The following is a 3,556-nucleotide window of genomic DNA, read 5'->3' as shown; positions in this document are numbered from 1 at the left end:
GCCCCAGCCCAGGGGATGCGGTCCGGCGCCCTCGTCCGGCAGCGGGGCCGGCGGCTCGCCGCCCGCCTCGTTGAAGTCGGTGAGCGCTTCGATGAGCGCCGTCCGCTGGCGCGGAGCAAGCCGCTCGACGATCGACGCGATCTCCTGACGGCGGCGCGCGGTGACGTGTCCGACCGTGCGACGCCCCTCCTTGGTGAGCCGGAGCAGCGTCTCCCGGCGGTTGTCCGGGTTGGTCTGCCGGTCCGCGAGGCCCGCCGCGATCAGCCGGTCGACCATGCGCATCGCCGTCGACGGCGCCACCCCCAGCAACTCCGCCAGCGCTACGAGCTTGGTGGCCCCCCGCGAGGAGAGCACCACCAGCATCCGGAACTGCGGCAGCGTCACCCGGTCCTCGACCTCCGCCAGCGAACGCGCCGACACCGCGACCAGCAACCGGGAAGCCGTCAGCACCGCCCCGGTCACCGCGTCCACATCGTCCATGCGCTCCGCAGGAGCCGCCTTCCTGGCCATGGCACCTTTCTACCCTGCTCCCGGCCTGCCGCGCCCCACCCCCCGGCCTTCCACGTCCCCAAGTTTTAGATTGTGCAAAGATTGCACAGTCTAAGAGTCGAGCCGGGACCCGCTGTGCCCGTCGACTCCCGTTCGCGTCCAGAGGAGGGTTGTGATGACGTCACAACAGAACGCCGGGCGCGGCCGCCCGCCCCTGCCGCGCGGCTGGCGGCGGCGCCTCGCCCGCCTGCCCATAGCGTTCTACCGCGTGGGCCTCGGCCCGGTCTTCGGCCGACGCCTGCTGCTCCTGCACCACACCGGCCGGAACAGCGGCCTGGACCGACGGGTGGCCCTGGAGGTCGTCGCGTACGACCGCGGGGAGGGAACCTGGTTCCTGGCCTCCGGTTTCGGCCCCGAGGCCGCCTGGTACCGCAACCTGCTCGCCTCCCCGAAGACCACGATCCAGTTCGGCAACCACCACTACGCCGTCACCGCCCACTTCCCGAGCGCCGACGAGGGCGGCGAGATCATGGCCCGCTACGCGCCCGCCCACCCGCGCACCGCCCGTCGGCTGTGCGCCTTCATGGGCTTCGACGTCGACGGCAGCACGGACTCCTATCGGCGGGCCGGCCGCCGCATCCCCTTCGTACGTCTCGAAGCGGCCCCCGGCCAGCGTGTGCGCTGACCGGCCCCCCGCACAGGTCCTTACGGACCCGTGACGTGTGCGCGCCGCGCCGGTCCGGCCGGCGCGGCGGGCCCTAGCGTGGCGGTCATGCGCGTACTGGTCACCGGCGGAGCCGGGTTCATCGGGTCACATGTCGTCGCCGCACTCGCCGCGGCCGGGCACGAGAGCGTGGTGCTGGACGCCCTGCTGCCCTCGGCCCACCCCGGCGGCACACCCCCGGAGCCGCCGGGCGACCGGGTGCTCGTGGGGGACGTCCGGGACCGGGGAGCGGTGGCGGACGCGCTGGCCGGGGTGGACGCCGTGTGCCACCAGGCGGCCATGGTCGGCCTCGGCAAGGACTTCGCGGACGCCCCGCTGTACGTGGGGTGCAACGACCTCGGTACGGCGGTGCTGCTGGCGGAGATGGCCGCGGCCGGGATCCGGGACCTGGTGCTGGCCGGGTCGATGGTGGTCTACGGCGAGGGCCGCTACGAGTGCCCCCGGCACGGCACGTCCCGCCCCGGGCCGCGCGCGGAAACCGATCTGCGGGCGGGGAGGTTCGAGCCGCGCTGCCCGGACTGCGGAGCGGAACTGACGCCCGGCCTGGTGGCCGAGGACGCGCCCGTGGACCCGCGCAATGTGTACGCGTCGACCAAGCTGGCCCAGGAGCACCTGGCCGCCGCGTGGGCACGGGCGACGGGCGGCCGCGCGGTGTCCCTGCGCTACCACAACGTGTACGGGCCGGGGATGCCGCGCGACACCCCGTACGCCGGTGTCGCCTCGTTCTTCCGCTCGGCCCTGGCGCGCGGCGAGGCCCCCCGGGTGTACGAGGACGGGGGCCAGCGGCGCGACTTCGTCCACGTCCATGATGTGGCGGCGGCGAACACGGTGGCCCTGGAAGCGGTGCGGCAGCGGCGGCCCGGGTCCTTCGCCGCGTACAACACCGGCAGCGGCGAGCCGCACACCATCGGGGAGATGGCTGCCGCGCTGGCCGGGGCGCACGGCGGGCCGGACCCGGTGGTGACCGGGGAGTACCGCCTCGGGGACGTACGCCATGTCACGGCGGACTCGCGGGCGCTGCGAGAGGAGCTGGGCTGGCGGCCCCGGGTCTCGTTCGCCGGAGGGATGCGGGACTTCGCGGCGGCCCCCCTGCGCGGTTCGGGGAGCCACCGGACGGGGAACGCCGTCACGCTGTCGGGAGCGTGACCGAGAAGCAGCAACCGCCCTGTACGTTGCGCACCTCGGCGCGCCCGGCGTGCGCCTCGACGATGCCGCGCACGATGGCGAGCCCGAGGCCCGCCCCGGCCGGCGGGGTGCGGGCGTGGGTGCCGCGCCAGCCGGTGTCGAAGACCCGGGGCAGGTCCTCCTCCGGGATGCCGCCGCAGCCGTCGGTCACCGACAGCACGACGCCGCCGTCCGATCGGTGCGCCGCGACGGCCACGGTGCCGTCGGGCGGGGTGCGGCGGATGGCGTTGATCAGGAGATTGCCCAGGACCCGGCTCATCTCCCTGCCGTCGACCTCCACCGGCACCTCGTCGATCCGGTCGCCGATCAGCCGCACCCCGTGCTCCCGGGCCAGCGGATCGACCCCGGCCAGCGCGTCGCCGACCAGGTCGTAGAGGGAGATCCGGGCCCGCGTCAGGGCGAGCGAACCGGCCTGGATGCGGGAGAGTTCGAAGAGGTCGCCGACCATGGCGTTCATCCGCTCGACCTCGGTCCTTATCTGCCGGAGATAGCGCCCGGAGTCGGCGGCCATGCCGTCCTCCAGCGCCTCGGCCATCGCCCGCAGCCCGGCGAGCGGGGTCCGCAGATCGTGCGAGATCCACGCGACGAGTTCGCGCCGCGAGGTCTCCAGGGCGCGTTCCCGCTCCCTGGAGCTGTCCAGTTTGGCACTGGTGGCGGCGAGTTCGCGGGCGAGCGCGGCCAGCTCGGCGGTGGGCTGCCCGACGGGCGCGGCGAAGGTGCCACCGTCGCCGAACGACCGGGTGGCCAGGGTCAGTTCATGACTCCGGGCGGCCACCCAGCGGCCCAGCACGACGGCGGTGGCCAGGGAGACCAGGGCGGCCATGGCGACGACGGTCGTGACGACGTAGAGATCGTGGGACGAGAGGAACATCGCCCAGGCGACCGTCAGCGTCCCGGCGAGCATCGCCGTGACGGCGACCCCGGCGACGACGCTCAGCGAGATCACCAGCGAACGGTGCCGCAGCAGGCGCAGGACGCCGGCGCCGAGGAGCCCGGCGGCCGCCGCTCCCAGAAAGGCGAAGAGCGCGATGAGCAGGATGTCGTTCACCGCGACCGGCCCGCGGTCGGCGGCACGCCGCGCACGATGGCCGGGTCGGCGCCCGTACCGGCCCGGTCCGCTCCCGTACCGGCCGGATCGGCACCCGTACGGCCCGGGTG

4 protein-coding genes are annotated in these 3,556 nt (G+C 74.5%); 2 read left to right on the top strand and 2 right to left on the bottom strand.

All coding sequences use genetic code 11. From position 1 onward, the window contains the following. On the bottom strand, positions 1 to 510 hold a 510-nt coding region (locus CR470_RS36660; RefSeq protein WP_097871992.1), incomplete at its 3' end, for a MarR family winged helix-turn-helix transcriptional regulator. 154 nt (positions 511 to 664) lie between these two features. Between CR470_RS36660 and CR470_RS36655 the strand changes: the two genes are divergently transcribed. Further along, positions 665 to 1,174, top strand: a complete 510-nt coding sequence (locus tag CR470_RS36655) for a nitroreductase family deazaflavin-dependent oxidoreductase (protein ID WP_097871990.1) — start codon at positions 665 to 667, stop codon at positions 1,172 to 1,174. 87 nt (positions 1,175 to 1,261) lie between these two features. Beyond that, positions 1,262 to 2,359 carry an NAD-dependent epimerase/dehydratase family protein gene (locus CR470_RS36650; protein ID WP_097871988.1) on the top strand — a complete coding sequence of 366 codons (1,098 nt, stop codon included), beginning with the start codon at positions 1,262 to 1,264 and terminating at the stop codon, positions 2,357 to 2,359. Here the strand turns inward: CR470_RS36650 and CR470_RS36645 are convergent. Next, positions 2,340 to 3,446 (bottom strand): sensor histidine kinase, encoded by a 1,107-nt coding sequence (locus CR470_RS36645; RefSeq protein WP_097871986.1) that lies wholly within the window; start codon positions 3,444 to 3,446, stop codon positions 2,340 to 2,342. The two genes, CR470_RS36650 and CR470_RS36645, sit on opposite strands and share 20 nt — an antisense overlap. Positions 3,447 to 3,556 lie beyond the last annotated feature (110 nt).

The sequence above is a fragment of the Streptomyces sp. rh34 genome (genome assembly GCF_002551245.1).
In the GTDB taxonomy this organism is placed as follows: Bacteria; Actinomycetota; Actinomycetes; order Streptomycetales; family Streptomycetaceae; genus Streptomyces.
This window is presented reverse-complemented; position numbering and strand designations above follow the sequence as displayed.

What these genes read in the sequence shown, in the direction of transcription:
- CR470_RS36655 (WP_097871990.1), top strand. Translation starts at nt 665, where the DNA reads ATGACGTCACAACAGAACGCCGGGCGCGGCCGCCCGCCCCTGCCGCGC.
- CR470_RS36650 (WP_097871988.1), top strand. Translation starts at nt 1,262, where the DNA reads ATGCGCGTACTGGTCACCGGCGGAGCCGGGTTCATCGGGTCACATGTC.